The organism is Streptomyces sp. NPDC051738 (assembly GCF_044453205.1).
In the GTDB taxonomy this organism is placed as follows: Bacteria; Actinomycetota; Actinomycetes; order Streptomycetales; family Streptomycetaceae; genus Streptomyces.
This window is the reverse complement of sequence record NZ_JBITCM010000003.1, coordinates 598,178-613,307: the sequence shown is the minus strand read 5'-3', so window position 1 is coordinate 613,307 and position 15,130 is coordinate 598,178. Positions and strand designations below refer to the sequence as shown.

Genomic DNA, 15,130 nt, shown 5'->3' with positions numbered 1-15,130 from the left:
ACAGGCGACGCCTTGAGCGCACCTGTCTCAGCCGGCTCAAGTCAGCCCACACCGAAAGCGCCACCAAACAATCTCGGCGGGACAAAACGCTCTTTAAGGACAAGTTCAAGAAGGACCCGGTGCGGACGGACCGCGGCCGGAACTGAACGGCGGTACTGCCTCCGCGCCACCCGTGCCGTGTCCGTCTCGGGCCGCGGGCATGTTGACGGCCGGGCGACCGTTCTCGGCGAGTACCACGATGGCATCGTCCTCGCTCAGGGACAGCGGCGCGGTCTTGGCGGGATTGAGGAAGATGCCGTAGGTCGGAGGTTCATCGCTGTGCCGCGCGATTCGGTAGCCGATGGCTGTCTCTCCTTGTTGCCGGGCCGCCTCGATGACTGTTGCGAAGTTCGCCGGTGTTTCCGGGAAGAGGTAATTGGTGGCCGGCTTGAGGTAGATCTCCGATCCCGCCGGATCGAAGAGATCGGTGAACACGGCGTGGAGGTGGCGGTCCTCGACGAGTTGGGTCAGCAGGAGGCTGATTATCTTGGTGCTGACAATGAAGTCGTCAGCCTTGGTGACCTGGGCGATCTCGCGGTTGGCGTCGTTGTTCATCTCGGTGACGATCGAGTACGGACTGCCGTACCGGATGGCGATGTCGCGGAGGTGAAGCAGCGTCACCAAGGTGTGGGCATCGGCCGTTTCGGGGGCGATGTCGTCATCGGTCAGGACGATGATGTTGCGGTAGCCGTCCAGCGCCAGGGACTCCAGCGATGGCCGCAGGGTGGGTTCGCAGGGTTTGTAGCCGACTGTGAGGTTCTCCAAGTGCTCCTGGAGGTCGTTCTCGGGGCGTTGAGTTGCCGCGATGTCGATCAGCGATCCGGGCTCGACCAGGCAGTCCAGCAACGTGATGATCTTTGCCGAGCGGGAGTTCCAGCCGATCATGAGTGTGTGGTCGGGTGTCGGAGGCCGGCCGGGGGCGGAGGTGATCGCCGAGCCGACGATCGTGGGCCGGATGTCTGCCGGCCGGATGAGCAGGTCGTCCTCGGCCAGGACGAGCACCTCGTCATCGCGGGCGATGACCGTGTTCATCGGCGGGTTGACCAGTGACTCACCGTCCTTCCTTCGCAGTCCGACCGGGACTCCGAGGTCGAATCTGTTGAGCGCCTCCCCGTACGTGGCGCCTGCCAGCCCGGTTACGGGGTAGGGATACAACTCGTTGCCGACGAAGCTGAGCATTTCGTTGAAGACGGTGGACAGGCCCGTCTGCCGGTGCGACTGCACGATGAGGCGCACGGCGATGTCGTCGACGTCGATCACCAGGGCGTCCTCGCCGGCCGCGAGGCGGGCTGCTGCCAGATTGGGTGACCTGCGCACGGCCGCAACGATGTTCGGGCGCGGGCCCGTCCATGACCGGTTGTTCAGGAGCAGCAGGGTCTTGATGACATCGGTGTCCCCGTCGTCCGTGACGGGCGGTAGCACCATGATGGACTTGGCTGCGTCCAGGCTCACCAGTTCCAGATCCGCCCGCTGAAGTGGGCTGCCGCAGCGGCAGATCACCCGCGTGTGTCCGGTGTCCGGAATCCTTCTGCGGATCTCGTCCTCCATCTCGACCTTGTCGCGCTCGGTGAGGATCACGACGCACGAACGCCGCTCACTCTGGTTGGCCTCGACCAACTCCGCGATCACCGTGAAGACTTGTTCTGACCAGCCGAGCACGACAGTGTGCCCGCACTCGATCAGCCGGGACTTGCCCCGTCGCAGTTCGTGGATCCGGGCTTCCAGGCCGGCGGTCAGCACACTGATGAGTGCGCTCACGATGAAGATCCCGCCGATGGTCGCGGCCAGCATGAGGCCGAGGAACAGCGGCCCTCCGGTGTCCCCGCCCATCGTGCCGGGATCGAGCGCACGCAGCAGGCTCATCCAGGCAACGCCCAGCCAGCCGCCGTTCTTCTCGGTGTCCTCGTTGGTGAACGCAACCACGAGAGACGTCACCAGGACGATCCACACGACGGAGGCCAGGCCAAGCCAGCCGATCAAGGCTTGCGTCCCCCGGTCCATCGTCCCGTCGAACCAGTAACGCAACCGCTCCCGCAGTCTCACGCACACTGCCGAAGACCTTCCCTCCGCCGCCGGTGGCCCTCCCCTGAGCACCGTCATTCCTACCGTCGACACGATCATTTAATCGCGGGGACACAGGGGGTGCAGGGGACGGAGGGGGCGCAGGGGTGCATACCGCAGAGGATGAGCCGAACGACTCCCCGCTGCCGCCGCCCCTTCTCTTGACTCTGCTGGTGATGTTGGGTAGGTCATGCGGCGGCTGAGCGCAGGGGGCGGTGGTGCGTGGCCCGTCGTCGTGTTCTGGGTGCGGTGCCGGTCTCGGCGACGTGGGCAACGTTGCAGGCCATCGCGGTGAGGACGTGTGGGACGTGGGTGCGGGCACCGAGTACGTGCCCAGCCAGGTAGACCAGACAGCGGGCAGTTGTGCCGGGTGCCTTACTCGTGCTGGCCGGTGGCGTTGTTCCCCTGCCCGTCGGCGCGGGTGTTGGCGTTGTTGTTCTCGCTCAGCTGTGAGTCGCTGTTAATGCTCGTGTTCAGCAACGAGATGTCGGCGAGGACGTGGGCATTGTTTACGACGCCGTCGGCGATTCCCGCGTGTGCTGGTACAGCGCCAATGAGGGCCGCGCCAACGGCGAGAACTGAAGTAGTGAGGATGCTGATCTTCTTCATGATCTGATCAACGGCCGTCACTGTCGAAGGTCACCGCGTGGCCGTGATGGGAAGCGGGCTTCGGCCGTGGAGTTGGCCCTGGCCGTCCAAGAGCAAGTGGCAGCGGTGCGCCACTTGCCGGGTCGCAATGAGGAGGGCTTCGGTTTCTTCTTCCGCCACCCACGGCTCGTCCGCCCGCAGCAGGCAGCAGTCCGCGCTCACTTGCACTTCGCGGTTATGAGAAAGGAGTGGACCAGACGTCCGCCCTCCGGAGAAATGGCCCCTGTCACAGATACGCGGACATGCGTGCGGTGTGATCACTCGTTGGTGAGTTCCCCGTTTCTCCGGCCCGGTGCGGCGCGAGCCTGTGAAGGATGGAGGGCGACCTGAGCCGTCCGGAGGTCCTGTGGGGGAGATGGCATGACGGGAGAAGGCGGGCGCCGCGGGGGCCCGCACGAGCAGGCTGTGTTACTGGCGGCAGGGTTTGCCGATCTGGCGGTGAGCACGGTGGGGTCGGCCGTGGGGACGGTGCGGGGGCTGCTGCGCCGCTCGGACGCGGCGCAGCTGGCGGCGGATGCGGAGCAGGAGCTGACGGCGCGCGGACGCTTGGTGCTGGACCGGTACGCGGCCGTGCCGCCAGCCCATCTTGAGGTTCTCGCCCGGCACGTGGTGGCGCGGCAGGCCCGTGGCGGTGCCTGACCCGTACGAGCCGGCCGCGTTCAAAGAGCGTATCGACGAGGTGGTGCGCGGCTTCGCGGCGCAGGAGGCCGAGCAGCTCGTCGCGGTGGATGCGGATCTGGGGCCGGTGGCCGATCAGGTCGAGGTGGCGGTAGCCGGGGGTAAGCGGCTGCGGGCGGCGTTCTGCTACTGGGGCTGGCGGGCGGTCGGGCAACCGGACAGTGACGCCATGGTGCGTGCTGCGGCTTCCATGGAGCTGGTGCACGCCGCGGCGGTGGTGCATGACGATCTCATCGATGACAGTCCGCTGCGTCACGGTCGTCCTACCGCGCACGTCGCCCTGCGTAGCGCTGTGCGTCGCCGTCCGCGGGCTGCGACCGCCGCCCGGTCACTGGCCATGCTGGTCGGGGATCTGCTGATGGCGATGGCCGGGCAGCTGTTCGCCGCCAGTGGTCTGCCAGCCGCCTACTTGGCGCGGGCCCGCCCGTTGTGGGCGGCGCTGGCCAGGGAACTGATCGCGGGTGAGTGCCTGGAGATCCTGCGCACCGGGGCCGCCCCGGACACCTCGGCGTCCTTGCAGGTGATCCGGTACAAGACCGCCAAGTACACCGTAGAGCAGCCCCTGCTGATCGGCGGTGCCCTGGCTGGCGCCGGCGAACGGCTGCGCGAGGGCTACACCCGCTACGGGCTGGCGCTGGGCGAGGCATTCCAGCTACGGGATGACCTACTGGGCCTCTTCGGTGACCCGGACCGCACAGGGAAGGCCAACCTGGACGATCTGCTCGCACACCGGCCCACCGCCCTGCTGGCCGAGACCTGGCGGGTGGCCAGTGACACCGACCGGAAACACCTGCGCGCCCTCCTGGGGCGGCGCGACCTGGACACGGACGGACTGGAGGCGGTGCGCGAGGTAATGCGCCGGCTGAAGGCTCCCGACCGGATCGAAGAAATGATCACAGTACGGGTCAGGGAAGCTCTCGGTGTACTCGACGCCCTCGACCTGCCCGCACCTGCTGCCGCGGCCCTGACAGCCCTTGCACACTCCGCGGTGGCCCGCCGTCACTGACGCCTCGGCGAGCACACAGCCCTGCGTCCCGCCGGTGATCACTTCCCGCTTGTCGCGAAAGGACGAGGAGCCCCGTCATGACCTACACAGAGGCGTCGATGGACACGCTGCGACAGGTGGGGGACGAACTCGCCGACGCCACCGTGGCCACTCTGTTCGAGCGCGGGGAGGTGGGGAAGTTCAACGCCCTGATGCGGTATGTCTCCACCGCCGGTGCGCCACTGCCTAACGGGTTGCCGGAGGTGGCGCGGGAGTACCTGAGGCCACGAGCGCGCCGCCGTCGTGGGTCGACTGGGGGGAGATGGAGAAGGCGAGGCTGTTTTTCATCGACAACAACGTGCACATCTCCACCGCTGTCCTTCGCCTCGATGCCCGCCTGCTACGTCGTCCCGCACGTGGCCAGACTCCTGTCGGCCACGCACTCGCTGAAGTACCCCTCCAAACGCATGGCGGAGACCGGGCAGTTCACCGTCTATCTCATGCAGCCCGGCGCCTTCGAAGCGGGTAGCCGCTTCATCCCCGCCGCGCAGAAGGTCCGCCTCCTGCACGCCTCCATCCGCCACCATCTGGGGCGCGAGAACCAATGGGACACCGAGGCGCTGGGGGTGCCGATCTGCCAGGAGGACATGATCGGCGGGCAGATGTTCTTCTCCCTGCTCGTCCTGGACTCCCTGAACCGCCTCGGCATCCACATGAGTACCGCAGGCGCGCAGGCGTACTCCTACGCCTGGCGGATCGTCGGCGCAATGCTGGGCGTCGACCAGGACGCCGTCCCCCAGGACCTCCAGCAGGCCCGTCAGTTCCTGGACCTGTACATGATCCGGCACATGGGGCCCTCCGAGGAGGGCGCGCACCTGATGCGGCAGCTGATCGACCTGTACGAGGAGGTCGTGCCCGGCACGTTCTTCGACCCGATGGTCTCCGCTCTCATCCGCTACCTCATCGGCGACACCTGTGGCGACTGGCTCCAGGTCCCCCGCACCTCCTGGGACACCCTCGTCAAGGCCGTCCCGCACCTCCTCGGCGTCCTGGAGACCGTCGAGGACCGCTCTCCACTCGGTGCGTGGGCCCTGGACCGCGTCGGCCACCTCGCCACCGTCTTCGAGCTGTCCTCCCGCACCCGTGGCCGCGTCATGCACTACGCCATCCCGGAGCAACTCAAGAAGGACTACGGCGTCTCCCGAACGGTGTCCCGAAAGCACCGCTGGATCCCGCCCGCCCCCACCACCCTCTGACGCGGCATCGCACGGACCTCACCTGCAGCCGCGACCAACGTCGACATCTGCCTCGAGGCCGCGAAATCAGGTCCACGCCGGTCATGGTGGTCTTCAACGGGGGCGACGAGGCCGGGCGGGCGTGGTGCCCATCCGGCCGCAGCCGAACTCTGGGACAGGGCCCTTGGACAAGGCTCTGGGACAGGCGATCAGGCGATGGTGACACCGCCCGGCCGATTGGCGTCGGTCCGTACGGCGGGACCAGGACGGGCTCGAGGGCGAAGTGATGGTGCGATCCGGTCTGGACCGGACGGTCCGAGGGGTGCTCACGAGCATGTCCACAGGCTCCTGGCCCTCGTTGAACTCCACGTCCTCCGGATGAGGCTCCAGCTTGCGCGGATGCGCTCGCGAGAGCAGTAGCGGGGCGGGCGCCAGGCGGTGAGTCCTTGCTGATGCTCGTGGGCTGTCCAGTCGTCAGGTGTTTCCGGAGGTGCGTTTCTCCGTGGATCCCTCCGTGGCCGGGGGAAGATTGCGCCGGTAGAAACGCCGATAAGCGCGGAGAGTGGGCCCGTCGGCGACCGACCACAGGTCCTTGGCCACCGGGCGCATCCAGCGCAGGATCTCGAAGTCGGCATGGTGGTTGTGCCTGACCAGGCGCCATAGGAAGGCCGCCCAGAGGCGGTTGGCCGGCCAGAGCAGCCAGTCGGGTCCGAGTTTGCGGACGATCAGGCTCCATGTCGCGATCGTGACGCCGGGACGTACGGGGCTCACGGCGGCGACGAAGGCCATCCGGGGTGGCTTGCCGTCCGGGTACGGGCCCGGCTGCGGAGTGGCCACCGCGGTGGTCGGGCTCGCCATCTCGACCAGGACGTACGGGCGGAAGTGGTGGATACGGGTGCCGTCCTCCTCGGCGGGCTGGATTCGGAAGGAGAAGTGGCGTCCTTCGTCGCGCAGTTGGACGGCGGTCATGGTTCGCCCCGGGCTGTGTGTGTAGGGCCAGTGCGAGACGTCAGTCACGTGTTCACCGATGGGGCGGAGATCGGCGTGGCAGATGAGCACCTCACCGGCCAGGCAGAGGTGGCGACGGCGGTCCTCGGTGAAGCGCAGCTGGCTCATGGGCTCCGGGGTCGGTGAGCCGTGCCAGAACCAGATGATGCCTCCCTGTTCGGTCACGGGGAGGCTGTGCTGCACGGCCCGGGAGGGGATGCGGTCGGCGCGGGGGATGTTCCGGCACGCTCCGTCCGTGTCGAACTCCCAGGCGTGGAAGCCGCAAACCAGCCTCTCCTCGCGTACCCGGCCGCACCGGCTGAGGTCGGCGCCCATGTGACAGCACTGGCTGTCGATCATCCCGACCTGCCCGCCGCGTGTGCGGAACAGCGCGTATTGCCGGGCCATGTAGGTGACGGGAACCACCTGGCCGGGGCGAAGATGCCTGCTGAACCGGGCGAAGTACCAGCCGGTGGGACAGGGGTCCTGCTCGCCACCGCCCCCGAAGGGAAGCAGATGGTCAAGTTCCCGGTCGTACGGCTGTGGCCTGGGGCGCCGCCTGGTCATGCGGTGATTCCTTCCTCATCCGCCGGGAAGCTGCCTTCCGCCGCCGCCCGGGGTGTGGGCACGGGAGCAGGGGTGGAGGCCGTGCGGCAGGTGTAGGCAGCGGCATCGAAGCGATGCAGCGAGCGGGTGAGCCGGCCGGTGGACCAGGGCCAGCAGAAGGTGTTCCGCCCGCTGGAGTGGAAGTAGTAGCTGGAGCATCCGCCCGCGTTGTACACGGTGGTCCGCAGTGCTTCCTGGACCGCGGTGTTGTAGGCGGCCTGGACAGCTGGTCTGACGTCCATGGAGGCGTGGCCTTCGCGGCGCAGGTGCCTGAGTGCGGCAGCCAGGTAGGCGAGTTGGGCTTCGACGACGCTGATGGCGGAGGTGGAGCCGGAAAGGAGGTTGGGGCCCAGGAGGAGAAAGAGGTTGGGGAACCCGCTGACGCTGGTGCCGAGGTATGCCTGGGGACCGTCCCCGGCCCAGGTTTCGTGCAGCGTCCGGCCGTCCGTGCCGTGCAGGCTGCGGGCCAGCGGAAACTCGCCGACGCGGAAGCCGGTGGCGGTGATCACCACGTCGGCCTCGATCGCGGTGCCGTCGGCACCGATGAGGTGCCGGCCGCGTACGCAGGACACGGCGGTGGAGTGGAGGTGGACGTGGGGCTGGACCAGGGCCGGGTAGAAGGTGCTCGACGTCAGCAGACGCTTGCAGCCCAGGCGGTAGTCGGGCGTCAGCGCCCGGCGCAGCTCCGGGTCACGGACCGTGAGACGCAGATGAGCCTTGACCGCGGCCTGGAGAGGCCCTGCCAGCCGTGGGTGGCGGAGAACGTAGCCGAGGCCCTCCTGCAGGCCGTACTGGCCGGTCCTCAGGGTGCGCCGGACGCCGGGAATGTGGTCCAAACCCCAGTTGAGGGCCGACGGAACCGGCAGGTCGGGCTTGGGCAGCAGCCACTGTGGGGTGCGCTGGAAGAGGTGTACGGCCGCCGCCCGGTCCGCGATGGCCGGGACGAGCTGGACAGCGGAGGCGCCACTGCCGACGACGGCCACACGTCGGCCCGTGAGATCTACGGAGTGGTCCCATTCAGCGGTGTGGAACACCGGCCCGGGGAACTCGTCCAGCCCCGGCACGTCGAGCCGCCGTGGCTCATGCCATGGTCCGGCGGCCACGACCAGAACCCTGGCGCGGTACTCGCCGTCGGTGGTCTGCACAAGCCAGCGCCCCGTGTTCTGGTCCCACCAGGCCTCGACAACACGGACGCCACACCGCAACACCTCACCGACTCCGTAACGGTCCGCGGTCGTGCGCAGGTAGTCATGGATCTCCCGCTGCCCGGCGAAGATCCTGCTCCACCGCGCGTCGGGGGTGAAGGAGTAGGAGTACAGCGAGGACGGGACATCGCAGGCGCACCCCGGGTAGGTGTTCTCCCGCCAGGTTCCCCCGAGCTGCGACGCCTTCTCCAGCACCACAAGGTCACGCCAGCCCTCCTGGCGCAGCCGGATCGCGGCACCGATGCCGGAGAACCCGGCGCCGACCACCACCGCCTGCACATCCCCGCCGCCGCGCGGCCGGGCATCACGTGCAGGCTCAGGCAGAAACGACACAGTTCCCCCATGGTGTCGAGAACCGCGAGGCCCTCCCCGGGACCGGCGGCAGGCCCAGTGTGGGGGAAACCGGAAGGACGCCGTCAGGGCGCGAAACCGGCGCACGAGCGAAGTGGTGAGCGCCCCGGAGGACGCGCGGAAAGGAAACGTTCCGGCCGAGGACACGCTCAGAATGCCAGTCCAGGTAGCCGCCCAACTCACAGAATTCGTCCCGATTTCGGGACCGGGCTTCTCCTGTCCGGCGGGGTGAAAACGGAGTACTCCGCGGATTCACCAGATGGTGTAGATCAACCGCCGTTCGGTCGTCTCGCCGTTCTTCCCCGCTGATGCTCGTAGAGCGGCCGTCGCCTTCCGGGGGGAACGGTGTCCGCGCCGTTGGCATGCCCGGCCGCACGCACCATCCGACCAACAGAGACGAGTCATCGTGCATTTGACTCCGCATGAGCAGGAGCGCTTGCTGATCCACGTCGCGGCCGACGTGGCACGAAGGCGCCATGACCGGGGGCTGCTTCTCAACTATCCCGAGACGATGGCTCTGCTGACCGTTCACGTCTTCGAGGGGGCGCGCGACGGTAAGACGGTCAGCGACATCATGGACTCGGGCCGACGGGTGCTCACCCGTGACGACGTGATGGACGGCGTCCCAGAGATGATCAAGAACGTCCAGGTGGAGGCGACCTTCCCGGACGGCACCAAGCTGGTCACGATCCACGACCCCATCCCGGAGGCCACGGAGGAACCCGAGGTCTACCCGGGCAAGGTCGAACACCCTCAGCCGGCGCGCAGGCCGCAGTGCCCGATCGACGGCGACGACGCCGACTCATCCGCCTGTTGCGATGCGTGCGAGGACGCCGCGTCCTGGCACGAGGCAATCGCGTTCAACAAGCACCTGCAGGGCGACAAAAAGACGATCAAGGTCAGGAACGCCTCCGACCGCCCCATCCAGGTCGGCTCCCACTACCACTTCGCCGAGGTCAACCCCGGCCTCAAAGTGATCGAGAACCCCGTCGGCACGCCCGTCAGCGATGACCAGCTCATGGACTGCGCCGAGGCGAAGGGGCGACGGCTCAACATCGCCGCGGGCACATCCGTACGGTTCGAACCGGGAGATGTGTGCTGCGTTGAGCTGGTGAAGATCGAGGGCGACGCCAAGAGCGACACCAGCAAGATCCAGGGACTGCGCGACGGGATCGTCCGATGAGCAGCCAGCCGGGGCAGACGCGCCCGAAGCGGCCGAGCAACGTGCTGAAGCGGGCGGACTACACCGCTCTGTACGGGCCCACCACCAAGGACCGCGTCCGCCTCGCCGACACCGATCTCACCATCGAGATCGAAGCCGACTGGAGCGGCGGACCGCAGCACAGCGGCAACGAAATGATCTTCGGTGGCGGGAAGGTGATCCGGGAGTCGATGGGCATGTCCCACATCCCGAGGGACGGGGGCGGCGACGAGCTTCGCCTCCCTGTGGACACCGTCATCACGGGGGCGCTGATCCTCGACTGGTGGGGTGTGGTCAAGGCCGACGTCGGCATCAGGGACGGCAAGGTTCATGCCATCGGCAAGGCGTACAACCCCGAGACGATGGACAAGATCTCGAGCTTCGAGATGCCGGATCGTGGGCCCACGAAGGAAGCCCCGCCGGTGACGCCAACAAACTTCGTGATCGGGCCGAGCACCGAGGTGATCTCCGGCAACGGCCGGATCCTCACCGCGGGCGGTGTGGACACCCACGTTCACTTCATCTGCCCCGAGGAGATCCACGAGGCCCTGGCCTCGGGCGTGACCACTCTCATCGGCGGCGGCACCGGCCCCGCCGAGGGCAGCACGGCGACCACCGTGACCCCGGGCGCGTGGCACATCACCCGGGTCTTCGAGGCGCTGGACGAGTTCCCGGTCAACATCGGCCTGCTCGGCAAGGGCAGCACGATGAACAAGCACGAGCTCAACGCGCAGGTGGACGCCGGTGTCTGTGGCTTCAAGATTCACGAGGACTGGGGCGCCACGCCCGCGGTGATCGACCGGGCTCTGGACATCTGTGAAGAGCGTGGTGTCCAGCTTGCCCTGCACGCCGACTCACTGAACGAGTCGGGGTTCCTGGAGAGCACACGGGCAGCCTTCACAGGCGATGGCAGGGACGCAGGGGGGAAGTTCACGACGAAGAAGGCACGCTCCATCCACATCTTCCATGTCGAGGGCGCCGGCGGCGGTCACGCGCCGGACATGATCGAGCTGGTCAAGGAACCGAACGTCCTCCCGGCCTCGACCAACCCGACGCGTCCCCTGACGGTCAACACCGTCAAGGAGCACGTCGACATGATGATCGTGTGCCACCACCTCAACCCGGAGATTCCGGCAGACATGGCCTTCGCCGACTCCCGGATCCGGCCGTCCACCATGGCCGCGGAGGACCTCCTCCACGACATGGGCGCCATCTCCATGATGTCCTCCGACGCCCAGGCAATGGGCCGCATCGGCGAGATGATCATGCGCACCTGGCAGACCGCGCACGTCATGAAGTGCCGCTACGGGGCACTGAAGGAGGACCTCGAAGCCGCGAAGGTCCGCACGATCACCAACGACACCAACGACACCAACCACTCCTTCAACGACCAGCAGCTGCAGCCCAACGACAACTTCCGCGCGCGCCGATACGTCGCCAAGTACACGGTCAACCCGGCGATCACACACGGCATCGACGGCCACGTCGGCTCCGTGCAGACCGGGAAGCTCGCCGACCTGGTGCTGTGGGAGCCGAAGTTCTTCGGCGTCAAACCGCACATGCTCCTCAAGGGCGGCCAGCTCGCCTACGCCCAGGTCGGCGACGCCAACGCGTCGATCACAACGCCGCAGCCCTACCTGCCGCGCCCGGTCTGGGGCTCCACCGGCCGCTCCCCGGGACGCAACTCGGTCAACTTCGTGGCTCCGGGCGTGGCCGGCAAACTGAACGGAGACGGCACCAGCAGCAATCCGGGTCTCGGTCTCGACAAGGACTTCGTGGACATCACAAGCACCCGGCACGTCACAAAGGCCGACATGAAGCTGAACGACACGGTGCCTGAAAGCCTCGAAGTCGACCACAACAGCTTCGAGGTCACCATCGGCGGCGCGACCACGGCCGACGCCCGCACCGAACTCAATGGTGCGACCGTCCCACGCTCCTATGTCAACGAAGTACCCCTGGCACAGCGGTACTTCCTCTTCTGAACCGCCAATGCCCGACCGCCGGAGCAACAGCACCGCGGCCGGGCCCCCGGGCGGGTACGCCATGCCCGCCCGCGCTCGGCATAACTTCCGACCCTGCGAAAGGCAGCCGCTCACCCATGAGCCGCGCAGCCCTGCTCCTGCTGGCCGACGGCCGCTTCCCCGCCGGCGGGCACGCCCACTCCGGCGGCGTCGAGGCCGCCGTCGCCCACAAAGCCGTACACGACACCCACAGCCTGGAGGCGTTCTGCCGCGGGCGCCTGCACACCACCGGCCTAACGGCGGCTGCCCTGGCCGCCGCAGCCGCCGGCGGATACAACCCGCTGCTGCTCGACGACGCCGCCGACGCGCGCACCCCCGCCCCCGCACTCCGTGCCGTCGCCCGCAGGCTCGGCCGGCAGATGATGCGCGCCGCCCGCGCCACCTTTCCGTCCTCAGAACTCGACCACCTGGCCGCCGCGCGCCCCCAGGGCGCCCACCAGCCCATCGTTCTGGGCCTCGCCGCCCGCGCCGCCGGGCTCGGCCCGGTGGACGCCGCCCATGCCGCCGCGTACGAGAACATCAGCGGCCCGGCCACCGCAGCGGTGCGCCTGCTGAGCCTCGACCCGCTCGAAGCCTCCGGGCTGCTGGCCCGCCTCGCCCCCGAAACCGACGACGTCGCACAAGCCGCGGCCGACGCCGCGACCCGCGCCATGGCCGAGGGCTTTAACGCCCTGCCGTCGGCCTCCTCACCCCTGCTGGACATCACCGGGGAGCAACACGCCGCCTGGACCGTCCGGCTCTTCGCCTCCTGACCCGTCCTTTGAACATCCCGATTCTCCAACGGAGTTGCCATGCACCTCGACCACTCTCTGCCTCACCAGCACGCCTCCAGCGCTTCGGCGACCCGGCCCGACGGCAGCCGCCGCGCGCTACGCGTCGGCCTGGGCGGCCCCGTCGGCTCAGGCAAGACCGCGACCGTCGCCGCGCTCTGCCGCACCCTGCGCGACCGCTGGTGCATCGCCGCTGTCACCAACGACATCTACACCCGCGAGGACGCCGAGTACCTGCTGCGCGAAGCCGTCCTGCCGCCCGAGCGCATCACCGCCGTCGAGACCGGCGCCTGCCCGCACACCGCGATCCGCGACGACATCTCCGCGAACCTGGAAGCCGTCGAACACCTCGAAGCAACCCTCCACCCCCTCGACCTCGTGCTCATCGAGTCCGGTGGCGACAACCTGACCGCCACCTTCTCCAAGGGCCTCGTCGACGTGCAGATCTTTGTCATCGACGTAGCCAGCGGCGACGACATCCCCCGCAAGGGCGGCCCCGGCATCACCACCGCCGACCTGCTGATCGTCAACAAGACCGACCTCGCCCCGCACGTCGGCGCCGACCTGGACACCATGGCCATCGACGCGAAACGACAGCGCGGCGACCTGCCCGTCATCTTCACCAGCCTCACCTCCGACGACGGCATCCGCGAAGTCGTCGACTGGGTCACCGGGCACCTCACCCAGTGGCGCACCGGGGCAACCGTATGAGCCCCTTCTCCCAACTCGCCGGCGCCCGCGCCACGTCCGACCCCGACATTCCCCCCGCCGCTGACCAGGAGCCCGCCGGACACCCGGACGGCGTGCGAGCCACCGCCCGCATCCGCGCCGCGCACAACGGACGCGTCACCACCCTCCCGCAACTGCGCAGCGACGGCCCCTTCCACCTGCGGCGCATGCGCACCCACGGCAACGCCGCCACGGTGGGGATCATCGGCGCGATGAGCGCCCCGCTCGGCGGCGACCGGCTCACCCTGGACATCACCGCCGAGGACCGGGCCGAGCTGGAAGTCACCACAGCCGCCGCCACACTCGCCCTACGCGGCGCCACCACCGACGCGGCCACCTACGACGTGCGGCTCACCGCCGCGGAGCACGCCAGCCTGCGCTGGCTGCCACAGCCCCTGATCAGCGCCGCCGGCAGCAACCTGCGCCAGACCTACACCGTCGAACTCGCCGCCACCGCACGGCTCGTACTGCGAGAAGAGCAACTCCTGGGCCGGGCCGACGAGGAATCCGGCCACCTCGTCACCCGGATCCTGGTCCACCGCGGCGGGCGCACGCTGCTCGACCAGCACACGGCGTACGGGGCCCCAGAACCAGGCTGGGACGGCCCGGCCGTCCTGAACGGACACCGGGCCGTCGGCCAGCTCCTCATCGTTGACCCGCGCATCGCCGTCCGACGAGACCCCGTACTGCTCGGCGAAGGAGTCAGAGACGGGTGTGCCGTCCTCGCGCCGCTGGCCAACGGCCCGGCGCTACTCGCCACCGCAGTCGCACCCAGCACCTCACAACTGCGCAAAATGCTCGACGAGGCACACGCACACGCCGTCGCCCGCTAATGCGGTGGGCTACTGCTTTCGATATCGCAATGCGCAGTCGATGCCGAGTCTTCACGGCCTCAGGTGTTGCTGCCAACTTCCCTCCGGCAGGGCGTCAAGGCCGAGTGTGGACCTGGGCTGGAGGGCCAAGCGACCTCGGCCGCATCGCGGCCGCCACCCCGGCGGGATGGGCTGTCGCGTCCGCGAACGCCTCGAGGGCCCACAACAGGCGGCGCCGCTGCTCGGCCACCCACTGCAGATCGACCCGAACGCCAGCACGTTGGTGCCCTGCCCCATGGCGCACACAGCCGTGGAGAAGCCGCACCGGTCGTGAAGCAACCTGAGCCAAGATGTCGGCCTCTGCGCCGCATGACGATCGGCCGGAGTCAGATCCAGGATGTCCCAAGAGCTGGGACTGAGCATGCTCAGTATTTCTGGGTGGGGATGCCGCGACGGGCGGGAGGATGGGTGGGTGCTGTCCCGGGCCCGGGGCCTGACTCATGATTTCTTTGACCGAAGTGTCCTGGTGTCACAGTGTCGGCCGCTGGCTGGGGATGGTGCGTTGTCGGTGCCGGGCTGGCGGGGTGTGTCCCGATAGGGGCTTGCCGGTTCTTGTGGCGTCCTCACGATTCTGACCGCCCGACGCGGCCCGGTGCCGGCAACGCGACGCGCTATCGGACCGGAAGGAGAACGGGCATGTCCAGTACGCCGCGTGCTCCGCAGACCCGTCGTCGTCGCCCTGCGGGGGAGGTGGTGCTGGGAGTGGATACGCAATCGGGCCAGGAAGTGGCGAGCCGTG

Annotated in this window: 11 protein-coding genes and 2 pseudogenes; 9 read left to right on the top strand and 4 right to left on the bottom strand. The window is 68.3% G+C overall.

All coding sequences use genetic code 11. The annotated features are described in order from the left end of the window. Positions 1-105 precede the first annotated feature (105 nt). Positions 106-2,019: a potassium transporter TrkA gene (locus ACIA8X_RS10635; RefSeq protein ID WP_399458192.1), complete on the bottom strand. Its 1,914-nt coding sequence runs from the start codon at positions 2,017-2,019 to the stop codon at positions 106-108. Positions 2,020-2,475: 456 nt separating this feature from the next. Then, positions 2,476-2,709 carry a hypothetical protein gene (locus tag ACIA8X_RS10630; protein ID WP_393445461.1) on the bottom strand — a complete coding sequence of 78 codons (234 nt, stop codon included), beginning with the start codon at positions 2,707-2,709 and terminating at the stop codon, positions 2,476-2,478. Between the two features lie 399 nt (positions 2,710-3,108). Here ACIA8X_RS10630 and ACIA8X_RS10625 point away from each other — a divergent pair, with 399 nt between their 5' ends. The 3 genes and pseudogenes from ACIA8X_RS10625 (at position 3,109) to ACIA8X_RS10615 (ending at position 5,667) form a co-directional block, all read left to right on the top strand. Then, positions 3,109-3,387, top strand: a complete 279-nt coding sequence (locus tag ACIA8X_RS10625) for a polyprenyl synthetase (protein ID WP_369167303.1) — start codon at positions 3,109-3,111, stop codon at positions 3,385-3,387. Next, positions 3,380-4,432, top strand: coding sequence for a polyprenyl synthetase family protein (locus ACIA8X_RS10620; protein WP_393445459.1), 1,053 nt, complete (start codon positions 3,380-3,382; stop codon positions 4,430-4,432). Before ACIA8X_RS10625 ends, ACIA8X_RS10620 begins: the two co-directional genes overlap by 8 nt. A 77-nt stretch (positions 4,433-4,509) precedes the next feature. After that, positions 4,510-5,667 (top strand): annotated as a pseudogene (locus ACIA8X_RS10615) (oxygenase MpaB family protein). A 453-nt stretch (positions 5,668-6,120) separates the two neighbouring features. On the opposite strand, the gene ACIA8X_RS10610 reads toward ACIA8X_RS10615, so the two are convergent. Continuing rightward, positions 6,121-7,200, bottom strand: coding sequence for a Rieske 2Fe-2S domain-containing protein (locus ACIA8X_RS10610; RefSeq protein ID WP_393445456.1), 1,080 nt, complete (start codon positions 7,198-7,200; stop codon positions 6,121-6,123). Next, on the bottom strand, positions 7,197-8,777 hold the full coding sequence (locus ACIA8X_RS10605; protein ID WP_393445453.1) for a flavin-containing monooxygenase: 1,581 nt from the start codon (positions 8,775-8,777) through the stop codon (positions 7,197-7,199). Before ACIA8X_RS10605 ends, ACIA8X_RS10610 begins: the two co-directional genes overlap by 4 nt. A gap of 424 nt (positions 8,778-9,201) precedes the next feature. Between ACIA8X_RS10605 and ACIA8X_RS10600 the strand changes: the two are divergent. From ACIA8X_RS10600 to ACIA8X_RS10575, 6 genes and pseudogenes are all read left to right on the top strand, one after another. Further along, a pseudogene (locus tag ACIA8X_RS10600) lies at positions 9,202-9,498 on the top strand (urease subunit gamma); the annotation flags it as partial. Beyond that, positions 9,475-9,978 carry an urease subunit beta gene (locus ACIA8X_RS10595; RefSeq protein WP_399458198.1) on the top strand — a complete coding sequence of 168 codons (504 nt, stop codon included), beginning with the start codon at positions 9,475-9,477 and terminating at the stop codon, positions 9,976-9,978. The pseudogene ACIA8X_RS10600 and the gene ACIA8X_RS10595, both read left to right, overlap by 24 nt. Beyond that, positions 9,975-11,981 (top strand): urease subunit alpha, encoded by a 2,007-nt coding sequence (locus tag ACIA8X_RS10590; RefSeq protein ID WP_399458191.1) that lies wholly within the window; start codon positions 9,975-9,977, stop codon positions 11,979-11,981. Before ACIA8X_RS10595 ends, ACIA8X_RS10590 begins: the two co-directional genes overlap by 4 nt. A gap of 116 nt (positions 11,982-12,097) precedes the next feature. Next, positions 12,098-12,772, top strand: a complete 675-nt coding sequence (locus tag ACIA8X_RS10585; RefSeq protein WP_393445448.1) for an urease accessory protein UreF — start codon at positions 12,098-12,100, stop codon at positions 12,770-12,772. Positions 12,773-12,811: 39 nt separating this feature from the next. Next, positions 12,812-13,501: an urease accessory protein UreG gene (gene ureG, locus ACIA8X_RS10580; RefSeq protein WP_393445446.1), complete on the top strand. Its 690-nt coding sequence runs from the start codon at positions 12,812-12,814 to the stop codon at positions 13,499-13,501. Continuing rightward, positions 13,498-14,352 carry an urease accessory protein UreD gene (locus ACIA8X_RS10575; protein WP_399458190.1) on the top strand — a complete coding sequence of 285 codons (855 nt, stop codon included), beginning with the start codon at positions 13,498-13,500 and terminating at the stop codon, positions 14,350-14,352. Before ureG ends, ACIA8X_RS10575 begins: the two co-directional genes overlap by 4 nt. The last annotated feature ends 778 nt before the right edge of the window (positions 14,353-15,130 follow it).

Excerpts from the sequence above, each read along its gene's own strand:
- ACIA8X_RS10630 (WP_393445461.1), bottom strand. The coding sequence starts at position 2,709 with ATGAAGAAGATCAGCATCCTCACTACTTCAGTTCTCGCCGTTGGCGCG.
- ACIA8X_RS10625 (WP_369167303.1), top strand. The coding sequence starts at position 3,109 with ATGACGGGAGAAGGCGGGCGCCGCGGGGGCCCGCACGAGCAGGCTGTG.
- ACIA8X_RS10610 (WP_393445456.1), bottom strand. The coding sequence starts at position 7,200 with ATGACCAGGCGGCGCCCCAGGCCACAGCCGTACGACCGGGAACTTGAC.
- ACIA8X_RS10590 (WP_399458191.1), top strand. The coding sequence starts at position 9,975 with ATGAGCAGCCAGCCGGGGCAGACGCGCCCGAAGCGGCCGAGCAACGTG.
- ACIA8X_RS10585 (WP_393445448.1), top strand. The coding sequence starts at position 12,098 with ATGAGCCGCGCAGCCCTGCTCCTGCTGGCCGACGGCCGCTTCCCCGCC.
- ureG (WP_393445446.1), top strand. The coding sequence starts at position 12,812 with ATGCACCTCGACCACTCTCTGCCTCACCAGCACGCCTCCAGCGCTTCG.
- ACIA8X_RS10575 (WP_399458190.1), top strand. The coding sequence starts at position 13,498 with ATGAGCCCCTTCTCCCAACTCGCCGGCGCCCGCGCCACGTCCGACCCC.